We start from the raw sequence: 20,958 nt of genomic DNA, 5'->3' as shown, positions 1-20,958 counted from the left end.
ACATTGTTCTGTACAGGGTTTTAGCAATAGCCTTTACCCGGCAACACCGTTTTTCTTCAACATCCGATAGCAGGACAATGAGCCAATAATAATAAAAAATCATTCTTGAGGAGGTGTAAATGGCTAGTCAGCACTTCGATTACGAAGCGATAGTCATCGGTAGCGGTTTCGGCGGTTCCATCAGCTTTTGCCGGCTCGCGCAGAAGTGGGGTTCCAAAGTCTTGCTGTTGGAACGCGGGAGGCATTATCCAATGGGCTCTTTCGCCCGCTCGCCCAAACAAATTTCCGACAGTTTTTGGAGCGTGGAAGGCGTGGCGATAGACCGACCACGCCACATTCAAAACAAAAAACTGCGCGGCTTGTTTGACGTCCGCAATTACAAAAAAATGGATGCAGTGATTTCGGCGGGCCTGGGCGGCGGATCGTTGATTTACGCCAACGTCTTCCTCGAACCGCCCGAACAGGTCTTCGAGCAGGGCTGGCCAACCGGCCTGGATAAAGCCACCCTGGCCCCGTATTATCAAGTTGCCAAACAAGTATTGGGCGCCCGCCCGGTTCCATCCTGGCAAAACGAAGAGCGCCGAAAAATCGTCCGCACCGAACTGTTTCAAGAGTTTGCCGCCCACGAAAACCGCAGCAGCAAGCTGGCCGACATCTGCGTGTTCTTTGGTAACGATTACAACTATAACGCTTCGGATTCGCCGATCCCCATCGGTTTGCAGGAAAAAAACCGTTACGGCGCCACGCAAACCTCGTGTACCTATTGCGGAGAATGCGATATCGGCTGTAACACTCACTCGAAAAACACGCTGGATCTGAACTACATTCACGCCGGCCAACACCAGCATGGCGGCCAGGTATTTACCGACTGCCAAGCCGAAAATATCATCCCGCTCAATCAGCATGGCGACGACGACAGCTCCGCCAGCGGCGAATTCGGTTATCGGGTTGAATTTCAAAACTTTGCCACGGGAAAACTGGAAAGCCTGAAAACCCGCCGCGTCGTGGTGTCGGCCGGCACCTTCGGCAGCAACGAGCTATTGCTGCGCTGCCGCGATGTGCATCGCAGCCTGCCCAAACTCAGCGAGCAACTGGGACGCTGGTTCTCCGGCAACGGCGACTTTTTATCGTTCGCGATTGAAGGCAAAAAAGACGCCGACCCCAACTACGGCCCGGTAATCACCCAATACACCGATTACAACCTGTTCGACCGCTTCAACAGACAGCAAGCCTTTGTGCTGGAAGACGCTTCTTATCCGGCTTCACTGGCCTGGTATATCGAAGGCGTTTTCCCGACCAGCACTTTGCGCAAACTGATTCGCGCCGTGAAAGCGTTAATCGAGTGGCTGAAGAAATACGTGAGCAACGGCGTCTGGAACGGCACGTTGGGGTTCTCGCTACACGAAATATTAAAGGACGATTTATCTTCCAAATCCGTGGTGATGTTGTGCATGGGCCTGGATCATGGCGACGGCACGCTGACCTTGAATAGGGATGGCCGCATCGATTTGGATTGGCCGCAAGATACCAGCATGAGCTTGTATCAAGCCATACTCGCGGTTGGCGAGCGCTTCAAAAAATTTGTCAAATCCAATTGGTTTTTCCCGCTGCCGACCTGGGACTTGCCGATCCGCCACAACGTGACCGTGCATCCTCTGGGCGGCTGCATTCTGGCCGACTCGCCGGACAAAGGCGTGGTCAGCGGACATCCCGAGCAGCGCGGCCAAGCCTTCGGTTACCAAGGCTTATATGTGGTGGACGGCTCGATCTTGCCGAGCGCGGTCGGTGCCAACCCGGTGGCCACCATTTCCGCGACCGCGGAATGGATAGCCGAAGGTATCACCGGTATCAAACCCGACGCCAGCCTGGGCGTGTAAACCTAATTCACAGGAATAATGTCATGACAAATACCAACAAAACCTCGTTCGAATTTACCGAAGAAATGAAAGGCTATCTCAGCCTGGGCCAAACCGCTTTCGAAGACGGCTATAAGCAAGGCAAAGAAGATAACCATTACTTCATGTTTCATCTGACTATCCAAAGCGACGATCTGGATACCTTTTTGGAGTCCGAAGCGCACCAATCGGCGGCCATCGGCTATGTGGAAGGCGATTTGATCGGTGGCCGGCGTAACGTCGATAAAGGCGTGTTCAATCTGTTCGTCGACAGCGCCGACGCCGACCGCAAACAAATGCTCTACCGGCTGTTTTTTACCGATGCTAATGGTCAGGCCATGACCTTGAGCGGTCGCAAACAGATTCAAAACAACGTCGGCCCGGACCTGTGGGCCGACACTACCACCTTGTTCACCAATTTGTTCAAGGGCCATGTGGAAGCCGACAAGGAAGCCAAAGCCAAGGTTTATGCCACCGGCTTGTTATATATCGAAGTGATGGACTTTGCCAAACAGCTGACGACGATCAAAGCCAGCGGCGACACCTTGAAAGACCGTCTGCATGCCATCGAACGCTTCGGCGGCTTCTTTTTAGGCGCGTTGTGGGAAGTCTACAAACCATCCATGTTGCCAAAGATGGGCAGCTTCGAGCGGGAAATCCCACTGTATACCTTGGAAGGCGTCAAGGATGCGGAGGTCAGCACCCATCAGTTCACGACCGCCGACCGGCTGGGCCTGAGCTTATTGCGCTTCAAGCGCGCGGTTAGCGACGATGTGGTAGTGCTGGTGCCGGGCCTGACTGCAGCCAGCGATATGTTCATCATGCCGGAGCATTACAACCTGACCAGTTATCTGCTGGATCACGGTTTTGGCGACGTCTGGACGCTGGACGGTCGGATCAGTAACCGCTATTCCTATAATCTGCACAGACACAACTTCAATGTTGACGATCTGGCGCTATACGACATGCCGGCGGCCATCGCCACCGTGCGCGCGGCGGTCGGCCCTTCCGCCCGCATTCATGTCATCAGCCACTGCTTTGGGGCGTTGGCGTTTACCATGGGTTTGTTCGGCAAAGCGGTGACCGGCGTGCGCAGTTTGATCGCCAACGGCGTGGCGCTGACGCCTTGCGTGCCGCTGCCGGCCAAGATCAAGCTATATCTGGGCCCGCTGGCCGCCGATTATATTTTGGGCGTGGATTATCTGAACCCTTATTGGCGGCGCGAGCCGGGTTGGGGGGCGGGTAAATTGCTGGCGACGGCGATTTCGGCGTTTCATCATGAGTGCGACTCGCCGGAATGCCATATGCTCAGTTTCATGTGGGGCTGGGGTTTTCCGGTGCTGTACAAACACGAGAATCTGCACGATGTGACACATCGCCGCTGCGGCGATTTGTTCGGCGGCTGTAGCGTCAATTACTACCGGCATGTGTTGAAAATGGTCAATGCTAATAACACCGCCGTGAAATATCAGCCCAACGAACCGCGTTACCGCAGCTTGCCGGACAATTATTTCCAACATGCCGCCGAAATTGACACGCCGTGCCTATTCGTCGCCGGCCAGGACAATGCCTTGTTCCGCAACTCCAATATCGTCTGCCACCAACGCCTGGAACAAATCGTCCCCGGCCGCCATGAACTGGCGGTGATTCCGGATTACGGGCATGCGGACGTGATCATGGGCAAAAATGCCGCGCAGGACATCTTTCCGCGTTTCGTGGAATTTTTGAATAAACATCGCAATTGAGGAATGCAGTCATGACAAGTACCCAAGAAGATTTACAACTAACGCTGGATACGCTGCAACCGACCAAAACCCGACCAACCACCGGGTTGAACCGGCTGTGCATCAGTATCAGCGACCTGCATTTCACCGATAACACGGTCGGCAATCAAAGCAGTGAGGAAATTGTCTGGGCCGAATTCTTCGCCGACATCGCCAGTACTTGCAAAACTCAGCAAGTCGACGAATTGACGCTGATCCTGGACGGCGACGTCGTGGATATGATTCGAAGCGCGGTGTGGGCCAAGCACGGTGTCTATCCGTGGGAGCGCGACAAACCGGAATTTGTCTTATGCCTGCGTGAAATCATGGCCGAGATTGTGAGCTTGCACGCCACCAACGCGGACGGTTTTTTCAATCATCTACAACGGCTTCCCGACGATCTGAAAAATACCCGGCTGGAAGTGATTACCTTGCTGGGCAATCACGATAAGGAAATTTTCACCGATCCGGTCACCCTGCGGATGTATTACGACGAGTGCTTGGGGCCTAAGCTGGCTAATTTGTCAGCCGAGTATCGGCAGTGGGTCGGCAAGATGTATTTCGATGACGAACAACATTTTGCCGACCGAAACAGCGTACCGTGGCTGCCGTTTTATTGGGGAGATGCCGAACTGCGGGTGTTTATTACCCACGGCCAATGGCGGGATCGGGAAAACAGCTTGGTATTTACGCCGGGCAGCAATTTACCGGGCTGGAGTACAGGGGACGGTTGGCGAGCTAAGGTTTGGCAGCAACTCCATTACGCGCCGTTCATCGAGGCCTGTTTCGGCGATACGGTTGCGGCCGGTGCGCTGTCCACGTTTATCTACCGTTGCAAACTCAAGCTGAACGATCAGGACCCGGATCAAGCCAATGTCAGCCGTATCAAACGCATTCTGGACGAATTGGATTTGTACCGGCCCACCTCGGCGGCAATTGCCCGGATTCTGCAAGAAACCCGTGACAAAAAAACCGGCAACGAACTGCGGGACATTATCGAGAACGAGTTATACGAAACCCTGTGCCTGTGGCTGAGTTGGGATTACACGCTGAGCAGCTCTCCGGCTTGGCGGCGCTTGGCGTTTCGCGTTGCCAGGGTGTGGTTGATGGTCACCGGCCCGCTGCATATGTTCCGGGTGCAATTGCACTTGGTACGCGGCGTGTTATGGCTTTATGACCAAGTACAAACACTGCTTGACTTGCTGGGACCCAGTTCGGTGTATCGAGAAGACGGTGCCAGTTTCAAAAATTTGCAGGTGTTTCCGACATTTCAGGATTTATTCCTGCAACAAGGATTTCGGCTGCACGGCGAAGGCCATACCCATATCCCGCTGCAAACCGAAGCGGATATCAAGCACACCGAGGACGGCGCACCAAGCCGAAACTTTACCTACATCAACTTCGGCACCTGGCGCGACCAGTTGGTAAGCAAAGAGAAAAAAGGCTACCGCCGTCGCGGCGTCGGCCGTAGTCTGTATGTGCTGAACAAGGTTACGGGCCCACAGCCGGGCTATCGTTTTTTCGTAAACGATAATTTGTCCTGGAGCGACAACATGGATCGACTGTAGCTTTTTTTGGCGACGGTGGCCGGATAGTTGCGTCCGGCAGCCGCCACGCTTGGAATTGGCCGGCCTGTGGTAGAATCGGTCCAATGCATGAACTAGACACATTCAAGCTGATCGAGCGGATCAGCGCCTTGCTACGTTCGGAAGAACGCAAAAAATACGCAGCAATCGGTTTGCAACCGGTACATGGTCAGGTGCTGGAGTATCTGGCCAAGTGTAATAAATACAGCAACACCCATGCAGCGGTGGCCGAGTATCTGGGTTTGACCAAAGGCACGGTGTCCCAGACTATCCAGATTTTGGAGCGTAAGCACTATCTGGATAAGACCACGTCCATTTTGGACGGCCGGGTGGTCCATCTGAGCCTGACCGAGGCCGGCAAGCGGTTGATCGAAGAGTTAAAGCCGCTGGATGTTTTTAAGCAGGCCGAATCCAAAGTCAGCCGCCAGGAGTTCGATACCATAGGCCAGGCGCTGCAAACCACGTTGGGCGTGCTGCAAAAAGTCAATGACTCGAAGAGTTTTGGTTTGTGTCGTTCCTGCCATTATTTTTCGGTGGAACAGCATCACTATCAATGCGGCTTAACCGAACAACCCTTGGATCGCGAGGATACTGATAAAATATGTCGTGACCATTTACCCGTTCCCAATTCATTCATAGACCAAGAGTAGCCACCATGTTTGATCCCAAAGCCATAGACAATCTTGCCGAGCGTATCGCCGGCGCAATCCCTCCCGGTTTGACCAATCTGAAAGACGATGTGGAAAAGAACGTCCACGCCTTGCTGCAAAGCGGCCTGTCCAAACTGGATCTGGTTAGCCGCGAAGAATTTGAAGTGCAAAAAGCCGTATTGGCGAAAACTCGCGCCCGTTTGGAAGAACTGGAAAAGCGCGTCGCCGAACTGGAACAACGGATTCCGCAAGCCTAAAAAGCCATGTCGCTGGCCGTCGTTTACAGCCGGGGCCGCTCCGGCATAGACGCCCCGCAAGTGACGGTGGAAGTGCATGTCAGTAGCGGCCTACCGGCTTTAAATATCGTCGGTCTGCCCGAGACGGCGGTGAAGGAAAGCAAGGATAGGGTGCGCGGGGCGATCATTAATTCGCACTTCGAATTTCCGTTCCAGCGCATTACCATCAATCTGGCCCCAGCCGACCTGCCCAAGGAAGGCGGCCGCTTCGATTTGGCGATTGCATTAGGCATCCTGGCCGCCTCCGGGCAAATCCCCAAGGATGCCTTGCACGAGTACGAATGCATCGGCGAGTTATCGCTAGGCGGTGAGTTGCGGCCGATTCCCGGCGCGTTGCCGGTAGCGATTCATTGCCGCAATGCTTTTAGGCAACTGATTCTGCCTGCTGGTTGCGCGGCGGAGGCGTCGTTGATCAAAGATGCGCAACTGCTGCCGGCCAGGACACTGCTGGAAGTCTGTGCCCATTTGGCGGGCCGGCAAGCCATCGCGCCACCCGACATTGATCTCAGCTTCGAACAAGCGGTTCACACGGTCGATTTTGCCGATGTGCACGGCCAATTTCACGTCAAACGGGCCATGGAAATCGCCGCCGCCGGGAAGCATAATCTACTGATGCTGGGTCCGCCCGGCACCGGCAAATCGATGTTGGCGGCACGTTTGCCGACGATTCTGCCGGAACTCAGCGAACAACAAGCCCAGGAAACAGCCGCGCTGGCCTCGATCAGCGATCACGGCCTGGACGTCAGCCGCTGGCGGCAGCCACCTTACAGAGCACCGCATCATACCGCCTCAGCTGCTGCCTTGGTTGGCGGCGGCAGCAATCCAAAACCTGGCGAAATATCCCTGTCGCACAACGGTGCGCTATTTTTGGACGAACTGCCAGAGTTCGATAGAAAAGTCCTGGAAGTGTTGCGCGAACCCTTGGAAACCGGCCACATCACCATTTCCCGGGCCAACCGCCAAGCCGATTTTCCGGCCAGTTTTCAGTTGATCGCGGCGATGAATCCGTGTCCCTGTGGTTACCTGGGCGATGCTTCCGGCCGTTGCCGCTGCACCTCCGAACAAGTGGCCCGCTATCGGGCCAGAGTTTCCGGGCCTTTGCTGGACAGAATAGACATGCATATGGAAGTGCCGCGCGTCGCCCTGGAAGTATTGCGCAAGGGCTCGGCGGCGGGTGAAGAAACCAGCGAAACGATTCGGCAGCGCGTCGTCGTAGCCCGCGACATTGCTTACCGCCGCCAAGGCAAAGCCAATGCTGCGTTAACCGCCGCCGAGGTGAAGGTTATTTGCACTTTGTCCGAAGCCGGCCATCAGTTACTGGAACAAGCGCTGGAAAAATTCGGCCTGTCGCACCGGGCTTACCACCGTATTTTGAAACTGGCGCGCACGATTGCCGATCTGGCGAATTCAAAGAATATCGAAATCTCCCACCTCAGCGAAGCCATAGGCTACCGCAAGCTTGATAGAACCCGATAGCATGCAAAACCGGCCGCGTCATGCCGGGTTTTCGAAATAAACCGCCAACAATCCCGAGGCATTCATGACATCCAATTCCGCTTCGATTTCATTTTGAATCAACTCCAAATGATTCAACTTGATTTCGGTACGGGTGCGCGATGAATCCAATAATTCAATCAGACCGGTTTGCCCTAAACGATAGGCATCTTCGGCAATTTCGAGTGGTACAACCACGAACGACCACATTCCAGTCTGAAACGCAAAACGCCGCATCAGGCGTATAACGAGGGGCTGCCAACACTCAAGTTGGCCGCCTAAACCATAGCGGTAACGGATATAAAAAATGCCGAGCGGCGATTAATGGAATTAGCGCCACACTGAATTCGCAGTCATGGGGCGAGAAACAGAGAAAATTCAGGCAATAAAAAAGGCGCATTGTCTAGACAATGCGCCTTGTCTCAGAGTAAAGCTAATGCTTACAGTTTGTCAGCATTTTTGCTCAGATATTCAGCCACGCCCGCTGGGTTGGCATTCATACCCGCATCACCTTTGTTCCAACCGGCTGGGCAAACTTCACCATGCTCTTCGTGGAATTGCAGTGCGTCGACCATGCGCAGCATTTCGTCAAAGTTACGACCCAGTGGCAAGTCGTTGACAACTTGATGGCGGACGACACCGGCTTTGTCGATCAAGAAACTACCGCGGAAAGCTACGCCACCAGCGGACTCTACGTCGTAATCTTGGGCAATAGTGTGTTTCAGGTCGGCAGCCAGAGTATAACGGACAGGACCGATACCGCCTTGGTTGACAGGCGTGTTACGCCAAGCGTTGTGGGTAAAGTGTGAGTCAATAGAAACACCAATCACTTCAACGCCGCGGCTTTTAAATTCGTCGATCCGATGATCCAAGGCAATCAATTCGCTCGGGCAAACGAATGTAAAATCCAATGGATAAAAGAAAAGTACTGCGTATTTGCCGCTAGTGGCCGCTGAGAAACTGAATGAATCAACAATTTGGCCATCGCCTAATACCGCAGGAACTGTAAAGTCAGGGGCTTGCTTACCTACTAAAACGCTCATCAATTTTCTCCAAAATTTTTTATAAAACAAAAGGTTAAGAGCATGTTTGCGCCTCTGCGAGAAGGCTGGCGCTTATTCTACACGAATTTAGTTGGTATTTGCCCAATAATCCCCTTAAATTCCGCTTGCAAGACGGCTGATTTCGCGCTAATTTGTAATCCATAGCTTACACAATTAACAGGCGGTCTGCGTGCTTCGCGATGCTTAAATTCACTATGCAGACCTTTGGTGAATTTTTTAGGGTACGTCAAATGGCAAAAGTAAAACACATTACAGAACCCGATACTTTCGGTTTTCAAGTTCGTATTGTTCGGCGGGGCAAGGAGAGCAGCCGTTATTTTTCTCACAAGCTCTGGGGCAGCAAAACCAAGTCGCTGAAAGCCGCGATTACTTGGCGCGATCAGATGCTGGTGGTATTAAAAGGCAGCAAGACTCGCTTCCTGAAACCACCCAAAAACAAAACGACTACCGGCGTAACCGGTGTGTCCAGAACCATCAAGTTTGATCACCGCAAAGACAAAAGCTATCTTTGCTACACGGTGTTTTGGGTGAAAGATGGAAAGTCCCGGAATAAAACCTTCCAAGTGGGCAATGTAGACACGGTAACCGCCGACGACGAATTGCATGCCTTTCGCACTGCGCGCCTATTTCGGAGCTGCTACGAGCATGCCATCGACCACGATGCGCCGTTCGACGACAGCAAATTCGCCAACTGGAAAAAACTACGCTTATACGAAAACGAGATGCTGAACGCTGTCAACTGAGCGTACCAGCATGAGCTTAATCGATGCGCATCTCAATGCGCATCGACAGATCGACTGCAGCAACATTCTTCGTTAACGCGCCTATCGAGATAAAGTCCACCCCGGTTTCGGCCACGGTTCGGATATTGTCCAAAGTAATATTGCCCGATGCTTCCAGTTCGAGTAGTCCCTGGTTTTGTTGTACCGCTGTGCGCATATCGGTGAGTGAAAAATTATCCAGCATGATGCGATCCGGCTGCGCGGCAAATGCTTGGGCAAACTCGTCAAGAGTTTCCACCTCCACTTCGACCGTCACATTCCCATAGTCTCTAGCCAGCTTGACTGCATTGGCAATTGAGCCTGCCGCGATAATATGGTTTTCCTTGATCAACATGGCGTCGAATAAACCGATGCGATGATTGAAACAACCTCCGCATTTGACTGCATATTTTTGCGCCAAACGTAAACCGGGTAGGGTTTTACGGGTATCCAACACCTTGCAGCCGGTACCCGCCACGGCATCCGCATAGCGGCGGGCGATGGTCGCCGTCGCGGATAAGGTTTGCAGCAGATTCAACGCCGTGCGCTCGCCCGTCAGCAAGGCCCGAGCGGGACCGCGCAACTTGCAAAGTACGGTGTTCGCTGCGACACGTTCGCCCTCATTGCATTGCCAATCGACCATTACCTGGGGGCTTAATTGTCGAAACACCTCATCGAACCAAGCTCTACCGCACAGCACTATGGGTTCGCGAGTTATCACTGCGGCATTGGCTTGAGTCTCGGCTGAAACGATGCTGGCGGTAATATCGCCGCTACCGATATCTTCAGCCAGATAAAGCGAGATTTCTGTGGAATTTGGTTGCATGGGCGTGTGATGGACGATGAACAGGGAGAGTAATTATAAACCGCATGCGGTGACAGCCGTGCCAAACTCTGACCAATGTGAGGCAAGTAAAAGTATAGGGGTGGTTGGCAAAGCTTATAAAATACCGCATCACTGACAAAGCTTGAAAATCATGATAATTCGCGATCACTACTTGACTAGCGCCTGCCAGGTCGCTTCGCCGAACTGCGACGACAGACCGGACCCCGAAGATGTTTCGCTATTGGTTATCCATTGCATCAGCCTGCCGCCTGAGCAATTCGCGGGCGACTATATCGACCAATTGTTTTGCAACTGCCTCGACCCAAACGACCATCCTTACTTCCAAGACATACACCAACTTAAGGTGTCCGCGCATTTACTGATTCGCCGGGATGGCAGCATTCGGCAATATGTGCCGTTCAATCGCAGGGCTTGGCATGCAGGCGTGTCAAAATATCAAGACAGGGAACGTTGTAACGATTTTTCTATTGGCATTGAACTCGAGGGAGCCATCAATGTGGCTTACACTGACGCGCAATATCAGTGCCTTAACGATGTGTGTAGAGCACTACTGGCAAATTATCCGAAACTGTCGAGCCAGCGTATTGCCGGTCATAGCGATATTGCCCCAGGCCGAAAAACCGACCCCGGGCCATTTTTTGACTGGTGCCGCTTTAACGAATTGCTGAGTTCTAGCGCTTAAAGTCCTGCGGGGCAAACAACAAAAGGGTTGCCGTAACCTGCGACAACGGAGCAAAAATCGGCACTAATCGGTTTTAATTTCAAGATGCACGGCTTTAAGTATCTCTAGCAACTCTTGATACTGGACTTGTAGTGGTCCCAATTCGCCCTCCAACTGCGCAATGCTTTCATTGACATTACCTTTGGATTCATTGATCTTCCTGAGCATGATCAAGCGGCTTTCGATTTGCTTTTTGTGATCTTTGATCTGGTGCATAAGCGGCGACAGTACGCTATTACTCCAGGTAACCGCATCCCGTTGGGCTTGCTGCAGAATATTCCTTGCTTTGGCTATCAACGTACCATAGAGCTTGTTAACCACTATGCTTTGCTCAGTCATCGTGGTTTTAGCGCTATTGCGAAACGCTTCGCCTTCTTCAAAAATCTGCTCCAGCTCAAACTGGTGTTGTTTTATAGAAAACAACTGTGGCTCGATTTCCTTAAAACCGTATTCATCCTGAAACTTCTTATGAATCGCTTTAATCAAGCGCCGGGTTTCTTCGGTCATATCCACCGAGTCTTGCAGCAGATCCCGCAACTCGTCAAACAACCTACGCATATTCTGTTTCATGCCGTAAGTCGTCAGGCTTTTGCTCATATCCTCCTTGGTACGGCGGATAATGTCGTCGATTTTTTCTTTGGCAAACGAATCGATCAACATCTTGGCCTGCACCGCAAACACTTTACGGCTGGCCTGAAAGTTTTCGATATTAGCCATATAGGCATTTTGCCGGTCGCGGGTTTCGGCCATCAATTTGCCGGTCAATTCCTGGTTCTCGAAATCGACTTGTTTGAATTCGTCGAGCTGCTTTTGGGCGTTAGCGATTTTTGATTCCATCAACTTGACCGACTCGCTAACTAAAAACCCGATTTCTTTATCGACAACACCCTTTAGAATATCGCGGCGCTGATCGAGAATGTCGTCCGACAGATAGCTTTCCAACAGATTGAGACGGCTTTTTTGCAGTAAAGCATCGTCGCCCTTCACCTTGGCCAGTAAAGCTTGCTTCGCGGAGACCGGGAAAATAACTTCCTTCTCCAGATTCAGAATCATGGCGCAGGTGTCGATTTGCTTTTGGATCGAAGCTTCGTACCCAGTCTCGCCGGCCAAATCGTCCCACATCGAGTCGATTTTATTCATCACCACGGCTAAGCCCTGGCGGCGGTTACCTCTGGAGCTACAAACGTGGCTTTTCCACATTTCGAGGTCGCTTTTGGTCACGCCGGTATCGGCCGCCAACACGAAAATAATGGCTTGAGCGCTGGGCAACATGCTCAAGGTTAACTCCGGCTCGGTACCCAAGGCATTTAGGCCCGGCGTATCCAGAATGCACAAACCTTCTTTTAACAAAGGATGCGGAAAGCTGATCATCGCATGTCGCCAACATGGCACTTCCACGGTTTCCGGATTGATAATGCCTTGCTCGGCCGCTTCGCGTTCGTTCCACAGTCCCAGTTTATCGGCCATTTCCCGAGAAACCTTCTTCGTGGCAACCAACTCTCTAAACGCTTCCTGCATTTGCGTAGGCGATTCGCAATTCAGCTCGATTTGCGTCCAACGATCCGGATTGCGCTTGTAATCCATCAAGGATATATCTTCCAGGCGGCTCTCAATGTTGAGTAGCCGAATGTAACTGCCGCCTTTTTCATCCCAGAATAGCTCGGTGGGCGACATCGTGGTCCGGCCCGGCGAAGAAGGCAACAAGCGCACGCCGGTTTCCGCAAAAAACAGCGAGTTGATCAGTTCGGTTTTACCTCGGGAAAACTCCGCTACAAACGCCAAGGTGACGCGATCATTTTGCAAGCCTTGCAATATATTCAGCAAGGTATCTGTGCTTTGCGGGTCACTGAAGCGATAACGGTTACGCCAGTCCCGATACAATTCGATACCCTGAATCAGTTGTTCGCGCCACTGCGTGTATTCGTGCAACTGTTCTTTAAATTCCAGATTTCTCATGGCTCGCCTTTGTTCCGACTGTACTCAATATAAGGGGCAAATTGTAACGGCTAAGTGTAGACCAATAATCCATAAGCAAAAGCCTCGGGCACGCATGGATACTCAAATTCCGTACTGCTGTCGATAGGCTTGAATAATGGCCAACTTATCCGCCGAACCGCTCTGTTGGGAAATAAATTCGATGATATCCGCCAAGCAGATTATCGCCAGCACCGGAATACCGAATTGTGCCGACACTTCCTGCACGGCCGACAATTCGTTCTGACCTTTTTCTTGGCGGTCCAGCGCTATCACGACACCAGCGACTGTCGCGCCGGCGGCATTGATAATCTCTACCGACTCGCGCACCGACGTACCGGCGGTAATCACATCATCCAAAATCCAGACTTTGCCTTGCAAGGGCGCGCCGACCAATACGCCGCCCTCGCCATGATCCTTGGCTTCTTTGCGGTTAAACGCAAACGGAATATCGCGTTGCAAGCGGGAATAGGCAATCGAGGTGGTGCTGACCAACGGGATGCCTTTATAGGCCGGCCCGTACAATATATCGACCTCGACACCGGCGCTAATCAGCGTCTGCGCATAAAATTGCCCCAATTTATCCAACTGAGCGCCGCTGTTGAATAGGCCGGTATTAAAGAAATAAGGACTGACACGTCCGGACTTTAAATGAAATTCGCCAAATTTTAATACGCCGCAATCCAAAGCGTACTGAATAAACTGTTTTTGGTAATCGAGCATCGTGGAGTGTTACAAATCTAAAATGAAAGCAATTATACCCGCGCGTATTTAATCGATGAATTTTTCTAGGACCACGTCCAGAAAATCCCAACCTTTTTCGCTACAGCGATAGACCAAGCCATCCCGACACAACAGGCCTTCAGCCAGACAGCGCGATAAATTCGGCTCCAAGCTGTCTGCCGCTAATCCGGTAGCCAGTTCAAAATCCTTCAGGCTAAAGCCCGTTTTTAGTCGCAACTGGTTCATCAGAAACTCTAACGGCAATTGTCCGACCTCAATCGCTTCACATTGTGATCGACCGGGTTGGGATAAATATTGTTCCGGGCTTCTCGGCTTGACCGTGCGCATAATCTTATCCGGCAAGGCAAGGCTGATTTTGCCGTGCGCGCCAGCGCCTATCCCCAGATAATCGCCAAATTGCCAGTAATTGCGATTATGCCGGGATTGCTTGCCGGGTTTTGCATACGCAGACACTTCGTACTGCTGAAAGCCGTTCTCCGCCAATAGCCGCTGACAGCGCTTTTGAGCGGCAAATATCAGGTCGTCTTCCGGCAATTTCGGCGGAAACTTATAAAAATATGTATTGGGTTCCAGCGTCAGTTGGTAAAAGGAAATATGGGTTGGGGCCAAGCTGATTGCTGTTTCCACATCATCTAAGGCCTCGCGCTCGCTCTGATTCGGCAAACCAAACATCAAATCCAGGTTGAAATTATCGAACCCGGCCGTAACGGCAATTTCCACCGCGGCCTTGGCTTCGGCGGCGGAATGCACCCGCCCTAATGTCCGCAAATGCCGGTCCTGAAAGCTTTGAATGCCTATCGACAGGCGATTAATCCCCAATGCCCGAAACTCATGAAATTTTGCGCTTTCGAAGGTGCCGGGATTGGCTTCCAAAGTGATTTCGCAATGTTCGGCAACAGGCACTGACTGCCTGACACCGGCCAACAAACGACCTAAGGCTTCCGGGGAAAACAAGCTGGGTGTGCCGCCCCCCATAAATATACTGTTGATTTTCCGCTGCCCGCCCAGCAATTCCAGATCAGCGCGCAGGTCGGTCAGCAAGGCGTCGATATAAGCCTGTTCGGGAATTGGGTGTTTAACGGCGTGGGAGTTGAAGTCGCAATACGGGCACTTCTGGATGCACCACGGAAAATGGATATAAAGACTCAGCGGTAACAATTCGACAGACCTTACCAAACGCCAACATTGGGCATGGAGGCCCACGGCTCTTGCGGCGGCAATGCCTGGCCTTTTTGTAACAATTCGATAGAAATTTGGTCGGGTGAGCGCAGAAATGCCATATGACCATCACGCGGCGGCCGGTTAATCGTTACTCCTTTTGCCGTTAAGTCTTGGCATACCGCATAAATGTCGTCTACTTCGAAGGCTAAATGTCCAAAATTACGGCCACCGCCGTAGTCCTCGGTATCCCAGTTGTAAGTCAGCTCCAGCAATGGCGCGTCAACCGCTACAGCGGTTTGCCGGTCGCCAGGTGCAGCCAGATACACCAAGGTAAAACGTCCGGTTTCGCTTTCCATGCGCCGCACTTCAAGCAAACCTAGCTTATTGCAATAAAAATCCAGCGATTCGGTAAGATCCTTTACCCGAACCATGGTGTGTAAATAACGCATATTGGTCGCCCCAGAAAACAAAAGCGCGATTATGAACGAGTCGGTGGCGGAGAATAAAGTTTCCTGATCAATAATTGGACTCAGCTAAACCAAGAAAATCCGTCATGCCCGCCATCCAGTGCTACGGAGCAGGCAAGCTTCGTTCTAACCATTTGTCCGGGATTGCGATATGAGCTGCCGAGATGACGATTTTAAGTATGAGGGAGGGACACACTTGAAGCAGTTTGCTAAGCAGGTAGTTATACAAGAATGCCCGATGAGCTCGCTCAGCCCAATTAATCCAAAGCTTTGCGATACACCGACGGCATGATGGTTTGCAGCTCGGTTTTCATACCGCTTAAAGATTCGGAGTGACTGATAAAAAAATAGCCGCCGGGCCGCAGGTATTTCACAATTTTGTCCAGCAGGCGTTGCTTGGTTTCAATATCAAAATAAATCATTACGTTACGTAAAAAAATCACGTCGAAGGTACCCAAGTCCGGCAGCGTTCCAATCAAATTGGCATATTCGAACTTAACGTGGCTGCGTAGCTCAGGCGCCACCAGCAAAAAACCGTCATATTCACCTGTACCTTTCAGACAATACTTTTTCAATAACGGAAGAGGAATTTTTTCGGCGGCATTACTGGGATACAGGCCACGCCGGGCTTTTTCTAGAATCCGTGTGGAAATATCGGTCCCGACAATATCCCATTGCCGGGATCTCAAATATTCCGCCAACAGCATTGCCAGCGTGTAAGCTTCCTCACCGCTGGAGCTGGCCGCGCTCCAAACTCGAAACGGCTTGGCTGCCGAGTGTTGCGGTAAAATTTTTTCAACTACAAAATCGAAATGCTTGGATTCGCGGAAAAAATAGGTTTCATTGGTGGTTAGCAAATCGATAGCCATCGTCGTTTCATTTTCGAATCCCGGCTTACCGAATTGCCGAAAATACTCGCCATAGCTATCGATGCCATGATGACGCAAACGCTTCTCCAAACGTCCCATTACCATAGCCTGCTTACTATCGTTTAGGACAATACCGGCGTGCTTGTAAAGATAGTCCCTGATCCAGGCAAACTCTTGCTTATGCAATATCGGCGCGCCGACACGATGGATTGACGACACTCTAAACTCCTATTTGTGGGTTAACCAACATGTCGATAAATTTAAACGCCTCAAGTCTTGGAACGATCAAGCGTTGATTGTATCCGGCAATGCTTGACGGTCTTGGCGAACTTTACTCAAAGCCGCCATTTCATCCACCGAAAGTACCTTGCTGACGTTCAACAAAATAACAAAGCGGCCATTCCGTTTGGCCATCCCGTTAATAAAGTCAGGCCGAATCCCCGCCCCAAAACTGGGCGGCGGCTCTATATCCTGTTCACCGATTTCAACCACTTCGTTGACTGCGTCCACGATAATCCCCAAATCCTGGGATACGCCATCTTCAGTTTCGCTGGCGGTTTCGACAATAACGATACCGGTGCGCTTGGCCACAGGCGTCGATCCCTTGCCAAAGCGCGCCAGCAAATCCACCACCGGCACCACGCTACCGCGCAGATTAATCACGCCGCGCACAAACACCGGCATCATGGGGACTTCGGTAAGATTGCCGTAATCGATGATTTCCTTACTACTCAAAATGCCCAGTGCGTAAAGTTCTCCCCCAAGCGTAAAGGTTAGGTATTGACCCGCCAGCGCAGTCTGTTTGCTCTGCGCGGCGGGTAGCTTTTCTTGAGTTGTTGCAAGTCCTGTCATGGCCCGCTCCTAGAAACGTTCGAACTGGTTTAAATCGAAGTCATGATCAATATTCGCACTTGCCTGAGCGACAGGCTTGATTTTGATAGCCTTTTTTGCTGATTTGACTTCAGCTGTGATCGTCGCTTTTCGACCGCTGTCGTCGAGTCTAAAAAAGCTCATCAGCGATTGCAGTTGTTCAGCCTGGCTGGTCATTTCTTCCGCAGTAGCCGCCAACTGTTCGCTGGCGGACGCATTCTGCTGAGTAATCTGATTCATCTGGTTCATGGCATTGTTAACTTGGCTGACACCGGCGGATTGTTCTTGGGAGGCGGCGGCAATCTCCTGCACCAAGTCGGAGGTTCTGGCTATGCTGGGTACGATTTCATCCAGCAGCTTGCCCGCACTTTCCGCAGTCTCGACGCTGTTTTCCGCTAACTCGCCAATCTCCTGCGCCGCCACTTGGCTGCGCTCGGCCAGCTTGCGCACTTCTGCCGCCACCACCGCAAAGCCTTTGCCGTGATCGCCGGCCCGCGCCGCTTCGATGGCCGCGTTCAGGGCCAACATGTTGGTTTGATAGGCGATGTCGTCGATGATGCCGATTTTTTTGGCAATCTCGCGCATGGCGTCAACGGTCTGTTTCACCGCTTCACCGCCTTGGCTGGCTTCGGTAGCGGCTTTGCTGGCCATGCCGTCGGTGACTTTGGCATTGTCGGCATTCTGGTTGATGCTGGCCGCCATTTCCTCAATGCTGGCACTGGTGATCTCGACACTGCCCGCCTGCTCGCTGGCGGCTTGCGACAGCGATTGCGAAGTGGAACTGATCTGCTCGGAGGCATTACCCAGCTGATCCGCGGCGGAAATCACCTCGGCAATGGTTTGGGAGAGTTTGGCGACGGTGTTGTTCACGGTGTCTTTAAATTCACCCAACTGGCCTTGGTAGTTACCGGTCACGTTGCGGGTTAGGTCGCCTTGTTCAACCAACGCCAGTACTTCGACCGCTTCATTCAGCGGCAAGATCACCCCATCCAGGGTGTCGTTGACGCCTTCGACGATTTTGCGGAAATCGCCTTGGTGTTTGCTGGCGTCGGCACGGGTTTGCAGGCGCCCCTCAACCGCAGCGGTGGCCAGCATATTGGCGTCGGCCACCAGCGTATTGACCGCATCGATACAGGTGTTGAGGTTGTTTTTAATGGTGTTGAAATCACCGTTGTAGGTGTCGGTGATTTTGGCCGGAATGTGGCCTTTGGAAATGTTATCGACATAGTCAGCCGCCACATTCAACGGGCCGATCACCGCATTCAGGGTCAGATTCACGCCCTCGACAATCTTACGGAAATCGCCTTGGTGCTTAGTGGCATCCGCGCGGGTGGCCAAACGCCCTTCGACGGCAGCGGTCGATAACATATTGGCATCGGCCACCAAGGCGTTCACCGCATCAATACAGGTGTTCAGATTGTTTTTGATGACATTGAAATCGCCGTTGTAGGTGTCGGTGATTTTGGCGGGGATCGCGCCTTTAGCGATGTTGTCCACGTACTCGGCCGCCACGTTCAAGGGCCCGATCACCGCATCCAGGGTGTTATTGACGCCTTGGACGATTTTCCGGTAGTCACCTTGGTATTGGCTGGCGTCGGCGCGGGTGGCTAAGCGGCCTTCGATAGCGGCTTTTTCCAAGGCCACCGCTTCGGCCACCATGCTGGAAATCGCATCGATACAGTTGTTCAGGTTGTTTTTGATGGTGTTGAAGTCACCGTTGTAGTGGTCGGTGATTTTCGCCGGAATCGCCCCGCGCGAGATGTTGTCCACGTACTCGGCGGCCACGTTCAAGGGCCCGATTACCGCATCCAGGGTGCTGTTGACCCCTTCGACGATTTTGCGGAAATCGCCTTGGTGTTTCGTGGCATCCGCGCGGGTCGCCAAGCGACCTTCGACGGCAGCGGTCGATAACATATTGGCATCGGCCACCAGGGCGTTCACCGCATCAATGCAGGTGTTCAGGTTGTTTTTGATGACATTGAAATCACCGTTGTAGGTGTCGGTGATTTTGGCGGGGATCGCGCCTTTAGAGATGTTGTCCACGTAGTCGGCCGCGACGTTCAAAGGTCCAATCACGGCGTCCAGCGTGTTGTTGACGCCTTCGACAATCTTGCGGTAATCGCCTTGGTATTGGCTGGCGTCGGCGCGGGTGGCTAAGCGGCCTTCGATGGCGGCTTTTTCCAGCGCAGCGGCTTCGGCCACCATGCTGGAAATCGCATCGATACAGTTGTTCAGATTGTTTTTGATGGTGTTGAAATCGCCATTGTAGGTGTCGGTGATTTTCGCCGGAATCGCCCCGCGCGAGATGTTGTCCACGTACTCGGCGGCGACGTTCAAGGGCCCGATCACCGCGTCCAGGGTGTTGTTGACGCCTTGGACGATTTTCCGATAGTCGCCTTGGTATTGGCTGGCGTCGGCACGGGTAGCCAGACGGCCTTCAATCGCCGCTTTTTCCAGATTCGTGGCTTCGGCCACCATGTTGGAAATCGCGTCGATACAGTTGTTCAGATTGTTTTTGATGGTGTTGAAATCACCGTTGTAGGTGTCGGTGATTTTGGTGGGGATCGCGCCTTTAGAGATGTTGTCCACGTACTCGGCCGCCACATTCAAAGGTCCGATCACCGCATCCAGGGTGTTGTTGACGCCTTCGACAATCTTGCGGAAGTCGCCTTGGTGTTTCGTGGCATCCGCGCGGGTTGACAGGCGGCCTTCGACGGTTGCTTGCGACAGCATGGCGGCATCATTTACTAGAGCCTTGATGTTATCGCGAACTAAATCTATGGTTTCATTGATAAATCGCTTTTTGCCAGGCAATTTTTCAACATCGGCTTCGAGATTACCTTTGCCAAACTCCATGAAACACTTTATGGCCATTTTTTTCACAGCAATATGACCGTTAACCATGTCGTTAACGCCTTTGGCGACGGTCTTGAAACTACCGTGGAATTTTTGTTGATCAACCACTACATCAATATCGCCTTTTTCATGTTCAGCGGCCATATGATCCATCTCGGCTAACAGCGCTTTGATGTTATCGCTCAACTGCTTCATATTGGCCATAACACTGCTGTTATCGCCGGCTTTGAGTTGAATAACGGTGGTCAAATCCCCTTGCGAGATTTTATAAGCCAAATCCGCAACAAAATCCGGTTCGCCACCCAATTGCCGTGTCAGGGTTCGGGCAATGAAAAAACCCAAGGTGCCGATAGCCAGTATCGTTAGCGCTGTAATAATGACGGAAATGGTAATGGCGCTGGACTGAATCGAAACTGCTTCGTTCGATGAGTTTTTACCCAGACGCTGGTTATATTCGCTATGATTTTTGAACGCATCCAACAGCTTATCAACCACAGGCTGATTGCCCATCATCACAGTTCGGGCTTCGGCATTTTTATTCTGCCTGGATAAATCACGAATTTTGAGCCGTAATTTGTCGTATTCCGCCAAACTAGCTTTATCGTCCTGTAACAGTTTTTTGTCCTCATCATCGGTCAAAAGCTTTTCATAGTCGCTCAAAAGCTTATCGATATTCGCGCGTTTTTCGTCGATTTCTTGCTCGACGCCGGCCATGGCCGTATCGTCGGTTTCCGTTAAATGCTGCCAGACGTGCGCGCGGACTCCGGATATCTCTCCAACAATATCGTTAAGCAACAACACGCTAGGCAAGGTATTGATGCTATTAAAATTGGTAGCGGTATACACCTTATCGATCTGCACGTAGTTAAAGCCGGCCAAGCCAGCCAAACCCAATACGGCGGAACCGATTAATAACAACAAACGTTGTGTGACTGTCATT

Annotated in this window: 19 protein-coding genes; 9 read left to right on the top strand and 10 right to left on the bottom strand. The window is 52.1% G+C overall.

Annotated features, from left to right (window positions below; genetic code table 11):
- Nucleotides 1–119: 119 nt before the first annotated feature.
- The 6 genes from ACH5Y9_RS19535 to ACH5Y9_RS19510 all read left to right on the top strand — a co-directional run bounded on the left by ACH5Y9_RS19535 (nucleotide 120) and on the right by ACH5Y9_RS19510 (nucleotide 7,666).
- The gene (locus ACH5Y9_RS19535; protein WP_445367254.1) at nucleotides 120–1,877 is read left to right on the top strand and encodes a GMC oxidoreductase; all 1,758 of its coding nucleotides are present in this window, start codon (nucleotides 120–122) and stop codon (nucleotides 1,875–1,877) included.
- A 23-nt stretch (nucleotides 1,878–1,900) separates the two neighbouring features.
- Nucleotides 1,901–3,640: an alpha/beta hydrolase gene (locus ACH5Y9_RS19530; protein WP_445367253.1), complete on the top strand. Its 1,740-nt coding sequence runs from the start codon at nucleotides 1,901–1,903 to the stop codon at nucleotides 3,638–3,640.
- A gap of 11 nt (nucleotides 3,641–3,651) precedes the next feature.
- Entirely contained in the window at nucleotides 3,652–5,226 is a 1,575-nt protein-coding gene (locus ACH5Y9_RS19525) for a hypothetical protein (RefSeq protein ID WP_445367252.1), read from the top strand.
- A gap of 83 nt (nucleotides 5,227–5,309) precedes the next feature.
- A complete protein-coding gene (locus ACH5Y9_RS19520; protein ID WP_033158178.1) occupies nucleotides 5,310–5,894 on the top strand; it encodes a MarR family winged helix-turn-helix transcriptional regulator in 585 nt (194 codons plus the stop codon).
- A gap of 5 nt (nucleotides 5,895–5,899) precedes the next feature.
- Nucleotides 5,900–6,151, top strand: coding sequence for a ubiquinone biosynthesis accessory factor UbiK (gene ubiK / locus ACH5Y9_RS19515; RefSeq protein ID WP_033158177.1), 252 nt, complete (start codon nucleotides 5,900–5,902; stop codon nucleotides 6,149–6,151).
- 6 nt (nucleotides 6,152–6,157) lie between these two features.
- Entirely contained in the window at nucleotides 6,158–7,666 is a 1,509-nt protein-coding gene (locus tag ACH5Y9_RS19510; protein ID WP_445367251.1) for a YifB family Mg chelatase-like AAA ATPase, read from the top strand.
- Nucleotides 7,667–7,684: 18 nt separating this feature from the next.
- Here ACH5Y9_RS19510 and ACH5Y9_RS19505 read toward each other — a convergent pair whose 3' ends face one another.
- Nucleotides 7,685–7,882: a hypothetical protein gene (locus tag ACH5Y9_RS19505; RefSeq protein ID WP_445367250.1), complete on the bottom strand. Its 198-nt coding sequence runs from the start codon at nucleotides 7,880–7,882 to the stop codon at nucleotides 7,685–7,687.
- On the opposite strand from ACH5Y9_RS19505, the gene ACH5Y9_RS19500 reads away from it, so the two are divergent.
- Nucleotides 7,847–7,966, top strand: coding sequence for an integrase core domain-containing protein (locus tag ACH5Y9_RS19500; protein ID WP_445369909.1), 120 nt, complete (start codon nucleotides 7,847–7,849; stop codon nucleotides 7,964–7,966). The two genes, ACH5Y9_RS19505 and ACH5Y9_RS19500, sit on opposite strands and share 36 nt — an antisense overlap.
- A 158-nt stretch (nucleotides 7,967–8,124) precedes the next feature.
- Here the strand turns inward: ACH5Y9_RS19500 and ACH5Y9_RS19495 are convergent, their stop codons facing one another.
- Nucleotides 8,125–8,727 carry a peroxiredoxin gene (locus tag ACH5Y9_RS19495; protein ID WP_033158174.1) on the bottom strand — a complete coding sequence of 201 codons (603 nt, stop codon included), beginning with the start codon at nucleotides 8,725–8,727 and terminating at the stop codon, nucleotides 8,125–8,127.
- A gap of 251 nt (nucleotides 8,728–8,978) precedes the next feature.
- On the opposite strand from ACH5Y9_RS19495, the gene ACH5Y9_RS19490 reads away from it, so the two are divergent.
- The gene (locus ACH5Y9_RS19490) at nucleotides 8,979–9,491 is read left to right on the top strand and encodes a hypothetical protein (RefSeq protein WP_020484362.1); all 513 of its coding nucleotides are present in this window, start codon (nucleotides 8,979–8,981) and stop codon (nucleotides 9,489–9,491) included.
- Nucleotides 9,492–9,507: 16 nt separating this feature from the next.
- Here the strand turns inward: ACH5Y9_RS19490 and nadC are convergent, their stop codons facing one another.
- Nucleotides 9,508–10,335, bottom strand: coding sequence for a carboxylating nicotinate-nucleotide diphosphorylase (nadC, locus tag ACH5Y9_RS19485; RefSeq protein ID WP_205452726.1), 828 nt, complete (start codon nucleotides 10,333–10,335; stop codon nucleotides 9,508–9,510).
- Between the two features lie 151 nt (nucleotides 10,336–10,486).
- Here nadC and ampD point away from each other — a divergent pair, with 151 nt between their 5' ends.
- A complete protein-coding gene (gene ampD / locus ACH5Y9_RS19480; RefSeq protein WP_205452727.1) occupies nucleotides 10,487–11,038 on the top strand; it encodes a 1,6-anhydro-N-acetylmuramyl-L-alanine amidase AmpD in 552 nt (183 codons plus the stop codon).
- A 63-nt stretch (nucleotides 11,039–11,101) separates the two neighbouring features.
- On the opposite strand, the gene ACH5Y9_RS19475 is transcribed toward ampD, so the two are convergent.
- The 7 genes from ACH5Y9_RS19475 to ACH5Y9_RS19445 form a co-directional block, all read right to left on the bottom strand.
- The gene (locus ACH5Y9_RS19475) at nucleotides 11,102–13,033 is read right to left on the bottom strand and encodes a dynamin family protein (RefSeq protein ID WP_101054061.1); all 1,932 of its coding nucleotides are present in this window, start codon (nucleotides 13,031–13,033) and stop codon (nucleotides 11,102–11,104) included.
- Nucleotides 13,034–13,135: 102 nt separating this feature from the next.
- Nucleotides 13,136–13,774, bottom strand: coding sequence for an orotate phosphoribosyltransferase (gene pyrE, locus ACH5Y9_RS19470; protein WP_445367249.1), 639 nt, complete (start codon nucleotides 13,772–13,774; stop codon nucleotides 13,136–13,138).
- A 48-nt stretch (nucleotides 13,775–13,822) separates the two neighbouring features.
- Nucleotides 13,823–14,998, bottom strand: a complete 1,176-nt coding sequence (gene hemW, locus ACH5Y9_RS19465; protein WP_445367248.1) for a radical SAM family heme chaperone HemW — start codon at nucleotides 14,996–14,998, stop codon at nucleotides 13,823–13,825.
- Complete coding sequence (locus tag ACH5Y9_RS19460; protein ID WP_445367247.1) at nucleotides 14,965–15,405, bottom strand: VOC family protein; 441 nt, start codon at nucleotides 15,403–15,405, stop codon at nucleotides 14,965–14,967. The genes hemW and ACH5Y9_RS19460 overlap by 34 nt, the downstream gene beginning before the upstream one ends.
- Nucleotides 15,406–15,680: 275 nt before the next feature.
- The gene (locus ACH5Y9_RS19455) at nucleotides 15,681–16,511 is read right to left on the bottom strand and encodes a CheR family methyltransferase (RefSeq protein ID WP_445367246.1); all 831 of its coding nucleotides are present in this window, start codon (nucleotides 16,509–16,511) and stop codon (nucleotides 15,681–15,683) included.
- Nucleotides 16,512–16,577: 66 nt separating this feature from the next.
- A complete protein-coding gene (locus ACH5Y9_RS19450) occupies nucleotides 16,578–17,144 on the bottom strand; it encodes a chemotaxis protein CheW (protein WP_033158168.1) in 567 nt (188 codons plus the stop codon).
- A 9-nt stretch (nucleotides 17,145–17,153) separates the two neighbouring features.
- Nucleotides 17,154–20,957, bottom strand: coding sequence for a methyl-accepting chemotaxis protein (locus ACH5Y9_RS19445; RefSeq protein ID WP_445367245.1), 3,804 nt, complete (start codon nucleotides 20,955–20,957; stop codon nucleotides 17,154–17,156).
- Nucleotide 20,958: the final 1 nt, after the last annotated feature.

It is taken from the genome of Methylomonas sp. BW4-1 (assembly GCF_052474385.1).
Note: the sequence above shows the minus strand (reverse complement) of the source record. Positions and strands in the feature narration are given on the sequence as shown.

What these genes read in the sequence shown, in the direction of transcription:
- ACH5Y9_RS19520 (WP_033158178.1), top strand. Translation starts at nt 5,310, where the DNA reads ATGCATGAACTAGACACATTCAAGCTGATCGAGCGGATCAGCGCCTTG.
- ACH5Y9_RS19450 (WP_033158168.1), bottom strand. Translation starts at nt 17,144, where the DNA reads ATGACAGGACTTGCAACAACTCAAGAAAAGCTACCCGCCGCGCAGAGC.
- ACH5Y9_RS19445 (WP_445367245.1), bottom strand. Translation starts at nt 20,957, where the DNA reads ATGACAGTCACACAACGTTTGTTGTTATTAATCGGTTCCGCCGTATTG.
- ACH5Y9_RS19510 (WP_445367251.1), top strand. Translation starts at nt 6,158, where the DNA reads ATGTCGCTGGCCGTCGTTTACAGCCGGGGCCGCTCCGGCATAGACGCC.
- ACH5Y9_RS19535 (WP_445367254.1), top strand. Translation starts at nt 120, where the DNA reads ATGGCTAGTCAGCACTTCGATTACGAAGCGATAGTCATCGGTAGCGGT.
- ACH5Y9_RS19525 (WP_445367252.1), top strand. Translation starts at nt 3,652, where the DNA reads ATGACAAGTACCCAAGAAGATTTACAACTAACGCTGGATACGCTGCAA.
- ACH5Y9_RS19460 (WP_445367247.1), bottom strand. Translation starts at nt 15,405, where the DNA reads ATGCGTTATTTACACACCATGGTTCGGGTAAAGGATCTTACCGAATCG.
- ubiK (WP_033158177.1), top strand. Translation starts at nt 5,900, where the DNA reads ATGTTTGATCCCAAAGCCATAGACAATCTTGCCGAGCGTATCGCCGGC.
- nadC (WP_205452726.1), bottom strand. Translation starts at nt 10,335, where the DNA reads ATGCAACCAAATTCCACAGAAATCTCGCTTTATCTGGCTGAAGATATC.
- ampD (WP_205452727.1), top strand. Translation starts at nt 10,487, where the DNA reads ATGATAATTCGCGATCACTACTTGACTAGCGCCTGCCAGGTCGCTTCG.
- ACH5Y9_RS19495 (WP_033158174.1), bottom strand. Translation starts at nt 8,727, where the DNA reads ATGAGCGTTTTAGTAGGTAAGCAAGCCCCTGACTTTACAGTTCCTGCG.
- ACH5Y9_RS19490 (WP_020484362.1), top strand. Translation starts at nt 8,979, where the DNA reads ATGGCAAAAGTAAAACACATTACAGAACCCGATACTTTCGGTTTTCAA.
- ACH5Y9_RS19530 (WP_445367253.1), top strand. Translation starts at nt 1,901, where the DNA reads ATGACAAATACCAACAAAACCTCGTTCGAATTTACCGAAGAAATGAAA.
- pyrE (WP_445367249.1), bottom strand. Translation starts at nt 13,774, where the DNA reads ATGCTCGATTACCAAAAACAGTTTATTCAGTACGCTTTGGATTGCGGC.
- ACH5Y9_RS19475 (WP_101054061.1), bottom strand. Translation starts at nt 13,033, where the DNA reads ATGAGAAATCTGGAATTTAAAGAACAGTTGCACGAATACACGCAGTGG.